Origin of the sequence: Nocardioides sp. NPDC057772 (assembly GCF_042798075.1) — a bacterium.
In the GTDB taxonomy this organism is placed as follows: Bacteria; Actinomycetota; Actinomycetes; order Propionibacteriales; family Nocardioidaceae; genus Nocardioides.
Genome location: NZ_JBHVKN010000063.1, coordinates 1 through 5,356, shown reverse-complemented (window position 1 = coordinate 5,356; position 5,356 = coordinate 1). Strand labels below are relative to the sequence as shown.

The following is a 5,356-nucleotide window of genomic DNA, read 5'->3' as shown; positions in this document are numbered from 1 at the left end:
ACGTCGCGGGCGGCCGGGAAGACGGCCTTGTCGGCACGCAGGTCCTTGGTCAGCTCGAGGTACTCGACGACCTCCTCCTCGCCGAAGTTGAAGCTGCCGTCCTCGCCGAAGGGCTCGATGCCCTGCTGCTTCAGCCAGGTCATGAAGAACCACATCGTGCCGACGTAGTCGCCGCCGCCGTAGACCTGCTTGCCGCTCTCGCTCTTGACGCCGGCCGCGGAGACGTCAGCGGTGAACTTGTTGAGGTCGTCCCAGGTGTAGTCGGCGGCAGGAACCTCGACGCCGGCCTCCTTGGCGAGCGTGGTGTTCACGAAGAGCGCCAGGGTGTTGGTGGCGACGGGGACGCCGAGCTGGGCGCCGTCCACCTCGCCGGCCTTGACGAGGTTCTCGTCCATGCCGGCGACGTCGATCTGCTCGCCGGTGTAGTCGGCGAGGTCGAGGAGCTGGCCGCTCTGGGAGTACTCACGCAGATAGGAGAGATCGAACTGCATCACGTCGGGCAGCGACTTGCCGGCGGCCTCGGTCGAGCGGGCGGTCCAGTAGCCGTCCCAGTCGGTGAAGCTGGTCTTCACGTCGATGTCCGGGTTCTGCTCCTCGAAGAGCGCGACCGCCTCCTCGTACTTCTCCGCCCGAGAGTCGTCGCCCCACCAGGTGAGGGTCAAGGTGGTCTTGCCACTGTCACTCCCGCTGCCACCGCACGCGGTCAGGGCGGCCATGGCCACCACTGCCGTTACGGCGAGCAGGGACGCACGGCGGCTGCGGCGCGGTCCTCGGTGTCCAGTCATGAGGGTCCTCCAGGGGGATGAAGCTTGATGTGGTGGTGGAAGGTGAAACGTTTGGAAAGCGCTTCCCGTGTGACGTTAGCCACAGCCCGGCCGCAGCGTCAATGGTTTCATCGAAACGATTCAAAATTTATTCGTCCCACGCTCCTGGTTCCGGTGCGCGCCTTGCGCCCGGGCGCGCCCGGCGAGCTGGTCGGCCACGCCGAACAAGGCCACTGTCCGACCGCGGGTGCGATCGGACAGTGGCCTTGCGAAGGGGCGGCGACGCCGGGTCAGCGTGCCTCGACGAGCTCCCCCGGAGCCGGGTCCTCACCGGTGTAGGCGATGCTGGGCGTGTCCTGCTTCCGCATGCCCGCGCCCAGGAAGAACGAGGGGTGCGGCGGCTGGTTGTAGCCGGTGTTCTGCCAGGCGACTGCCTCGCGGTACTGAGGGTCGTGCTGGAGCGTACGGATGCGGTGCTCGGTGAGATCGGTCGTGGTCACGATCCGAAGCGCCGTGCTGTCGGTGGTACGGAGGACCAGCTCCTCGCGCCAGTCGCCGAAGAGGTCGGCCTGGAGCGACGGGTTGCCCTTCGTGTGGTTGTTGGACAAGGTGCCCTCGGCCCGGAAGATCTCCTTCGCGGACTTGGTCGCCGGATCCCACTTGGAGATCGTCGGCACCCCGGTCGACGTCTCCGCGGACCAGGCGTGGTCGGTGACCTCCCGGGTCAGGTCGCCGTCCCACCACGTCACGAAGTTGGCCGCCGGGATCTCGGTGGAGATCAGCTCGCCCTTCGCGGTGTGCAGATAGCCGGCCGGAGCGTTCCAGGCGGCGCCGTCGCCGACGTTCCAGGCCTCGGAGCCCGGGCGGGTCGGGTCGATGTCGGCCGCTGCGCCGCGTCCGGTGTCCTTCGTGCCCGGCACCGACCAGATCACCTCGCCGGTCTTCGCGTCCCGGAAGGAGGCGATGACGCCGCCGTTGCCAGCCGGATGCTCGTGCGGCGAGAACGTCTCCAGACCCGGCCGCGACGGATCCAGGTCACCGACGTGGAGCGCGTCGCCGTGCTCGAGCTCGGTGTTGTAGAGCGGCTCTCCGTCGTCGTCGATCGTCATCGCGCCGAAGACGATCTCGTCGCGCTGGTCGCCGTCGACATCGGCGGTCGAGAGCTGATGGTTGCCCTGGCCCTCGTAGGCGTCGCCCGCCTCGTCGGAGTCGAAGACCCACCGCTGGTCGAGCTCGCGGCCGTCGAAGTCCCAGGTCGCGATCACCGTGCGGGTGTAGTAGCCACGGCTGAAGATCAGGCTGGGCCGCTCGCCGTCGAGGTAGGCAACCCCGGCGAGGAAACGGTCGACCCGGTTCCCGTACGTGTCGCCCCAGTCCCCCACGTTCCCACGGACCGGGACGTAGGGGACGGTGTCGATCGCCCCGCCGGTACGTCCGTCGAAGACGGTCAGGAACTCGGGTCCGGCCAGGACGTACCCCCGCGAGTTGCGGTGGTCGGCCGCCGCGTCCCCGATCACGGTGCCCTCGCCGTCGACGGTGCCGTCGGCGGTCTTCATCGACACCTCGGCGTCGCCGTCGCTGTCCAGGTCGTAGACCTGGAACTGCGTGTAGTGCGCGCCCGCGCGGATGTTGCGGCCGAGGTCGATCCGCCACAGCCGGGTGCCGTCGAGCTCGTACGCGTCGAGGTAGACGTTGCCGGTGTAGCCGGATCGGGAGTTGTCCTGGCTGTTGGAGGGGTCCCACTTCACGACGTACTCGTACTCACCGTCGCCGTCCAGGTCGCCGACAGACGCGTCGTTGGCGCGGTAGGTGTAGGCGACGCCGTCCTTGGTGACGCCGCCGGCCGGCTTGTCGAGCGGGATGTCGAGGCTCTGGTCGCTCCACACGCCGAACTCGTCGGTGGCGTAGCGCTCGACGGCGCCGGTCAGCACACTGACGCGGTAGGTCGAGCCAGCCGTCCCGGACGGGTCGACGAGGTTGGTGCTGCCGGTGACCGGCTTCGGAGTGATGAGCTCGCCGTCGCGATAGACGTTGAACGCGATCGTCTCGGGGTCGAGGCCGAGCATCCGCCAGCCGACGTACACGCCGTCGGCGGTCTTCACCGCGACCGGTGCCCGGTCGAGCCGCTCGACCTGGCGGACGAGGTCCTTCTGCGCCGTGGCCGTGGACGGTGCGGCATGGGCCGAGACGGTGGTCAGGCCGGCGAACGCGATCGTGAGCGTCGCGGCTCCCGCGTACACGCGTGAAAGCTTCGTTCTGGGCATCTCTGCTCCTGGTTCTCGTGGGATCGGTCAGCTGGAGGCGGCGTCGAGGCCCTCGACCTCGCCGGCCAGCGGGTCGTCGAACGCCGCGACGTCGGTGGCGACCAACCGCGCCATCTGGACGGCGCCGTACTCCTGGAAGTGGGTGTTGTCCTGGGTGCCGTTGGGCCGGTTCGGGTAGACGCCCGGCTCGACCCAGAGGAAGACCTTCTTGGCCTCCTCGGCGCCGATCTCGGTGAGGTAGGCACGGCTGGAGGCGGAGAGGTCGACCAGCAGCGCGTCCGTCTCGGCGGCGAGCTCACGGGCAGCGTCGACGTACGCGGGGAAGGAGACCTTCGCGGTGCCGTCCGCGTTGTAGTCGCGGCGCGAGACCGGAGTGACGATCACCGGAGTGGCGCCGCGCTGGCGAGCGCCGTCGACGAACGTTCGCAGGTACTCCTTGTAGTCGGCGGGGGCGGCGTAGCGGTCATCGACGCCGTAGGAGTTGTCGTTGTGGCCGAACTGGCTGAACAGGTAGTCGCCCGGGCGGATGTTGAGGAGCACCGAGTCGAGTCGGCCCTGGCTGATGAAGTTCTTCGAGGACCTTCCCCCGATGGAACGGTTGGTGACGGTGACGTCGTCGGTGAGATAGCGGTCGAACATCTGCCCCCAGCCTGCCTGTGGCGCAACGGAGGCGCCGTAGGTCTGCACCGTCGAGTCGCCGGTGATCCACAGGGTCGGCTCCTCCCCCGCGTCCCGCTCGGCCTTCTTGGTGATGACCAAGGAGCTCAGGTTGGCCGCGTCGCCGGCGAACTCGATGTTGATCTGACCGTCGACGACAGCGATGTCGAACCCGGTCTCGAGGAACTCTCCGGCGGCCTTCGTGGTCCGGGCGACCTTGGCCATCTGCTCGACGGTCATCCCGATGTCGGTGGGTCCCTCGGCGTCACCGGCGACCACGTCGACGCCGTAGTCGCCGTTGGGGACGTCGATGACCAGCTCCGTGTCGCCGACGGTGACGAAGTCGCCCCTCACCGGGTCGTCGGTGCGGCGGTCGGTGCCCTTGACCCTCGCGGTGTGCACGAAGCCGATCCGCTGGCCCGGGCCCCAGGCGGAGTTGGCGTTGATCCGGGTGGCGCCGACCTTGACCTCGCCCGGGCCGAAGTCGAGGTCGATGACCCCACCGTCGGGCAGTGACGCGGCCGGCGCACTCAGGCTGGCGACGGTCGGCTCCGAGGGTATGGACCGCTGGTCACCCTCGAGGGTCTGGACCCGGTAGTAGTGGGCCTTGGTGGTGTCGACGCCGGTATGGGTGGCGTAGACCGTGCGCTGGCCGGTCGTGGCGATCGTGGTGAAGCGACCGTCGACCGAGTCCGCGTGCTGGAGGACGTAGCCGGTCGCGCCGGCGACCTCGTCCCAGCGGACCATCACCGCGTCGTCGGTGACGCGGGCCATGCGTACAGAGTCGGGGGCCGGCAGCGCGGCCTGGGCCGCCGGGGCGGTCAGGGCGGCGAGTCCGGTGAGTCCGGTGCCGAGCATCAGCACCGCGGTGAAGCCACGAACAAGAGCGGATCTGGGCATGCTGCACTCCGAGTGGTGAGAGGTTGGGGGTTCCGAAGGGGTCAGTGCTCGTGAAGGACGGCGACGCCGTACGCGGGCACCTCGAGGCGCCCCTCGGCCTGCTCCTGGCGGAGCAGCTCGAGCCCGGTCGCCGCCAGGTCGATGTCGGCGGCGGTGTGGTTGATCACGAAGAGGAAGCTCGAGCCGTCGGGGGCGTGGCGGCGGACGGCCTCCACGCCGACCGGTAGCCCGGAGACCTCCGGCTCGACGCCGGACTCGGCGAGGAGCAGGTCGACGAGGTTCGCGACGCCCTTGCCGTCGGGGCGGGTGCCGGCGTACCAGGCCGCGCCCGCACCGACCTCGTGGCGAGTCACCGCGGGGAGACCGGCGAGCGGGCCTTCGGCCCAGGTGCGTACGGCCTCGGCGCTGTGCAGGGCCGTCCGCTCGCTCCACAGGTCGGCGGTGGTGCCGTCGTCGAGGGTGAGGCGCTCGCCGTCGAGGAGCGGGTGGAACTCCTCGGTGTGGATGCCGAGCAGGTCACGGAAGGCGCCGGGATAGCCGCCGAGTCGGACGTGGTCGTGCTCGTCGACGATGCCGCTGAAGAAGGTCAGCAGCACGGTCGAGCCGGCTTCCGCCGCAGCTGCGACACGGGCAGCGTCGGCGTCGGAGACGGTGTAGAGCGTCGGCGCGACGACGACCTCGAAGTCGTCGTAGCGCTGCGACCAGAAGGCCGTCCCCCAGGCCTGGTTGAGACGGTCGATGGTCTCGTAGCGGTCGCGGAGCCAGCGGCGG

The 5,356-nt window shown here is 69.4% G+C and carries 4 protein-coding genes; all 4 read right to left on the bottom strand.

Going from position 1 to position 5,356, the window contains the following annotated elements; all coding sequences use genetic code 11:
• The coding region (locus ACFVJS_RS12915) for an ABC transporter substrate-binding protein (protein ID WP_378880439.1) at window positions 1-785 on the bottom strand (785 nt) is incomplete at its 3' end.
• Window positions 786-1,054: 269 nt separating this feature from the next.
• Window positions 1,055-3,028 (bottom strand): rhamnogalacturonan lyase, encoded by a 1,974-nt coding sequence (locus ACFVJS_RS12910; protein ID WP_378880436.1) that lies wholly within the window; start codon window positions 3,026-3,028, stop codon window positions 1,055-1,057.
• A gap of 27 nt (window positions 3,029-3,055) precedes the next feature.
• Window positions 3,056-4,585, bottom strand: coding sequence for a GDSL-type esterase/lipase family protein (locus ACFVJS_RS12905; RefSeq protein WP_378880433.1), 1,530 nt, complete (start codon window positions 4,583-4,585; stop codon window positions 3,056-3,058).
• Between the two features lie 41 nt (window positions 4,586-4,626).
• Window positions 4,627-5,356 (bottom strand): beta-galactosidase trimerization domain-containing protein (locus ACFVJS_RS12900; RefSeq protein ID WP_378880431.1); only part of this gene is annotated, 730 nt, incomplete at its 5' end.

Bases quoted from the DNA above. Each gene is read 5' to 3' on its own strand.
- ACFVJS_RS12910 (WP_378880436.1), bottom strand. From the start codon at position 3,028: ATGCCCAGAACGAAGCTTTCACGCGTGTACGCGGGAGCCGCGACGCTC.
- ACFVJS_RS12905 (WP_378880433.1), bottom strand. From the start codon at position 4,585: ATGCCCAGATCCGCTCTTGTTCGTGGCTTCACCGCGGTGCTGATGCTC.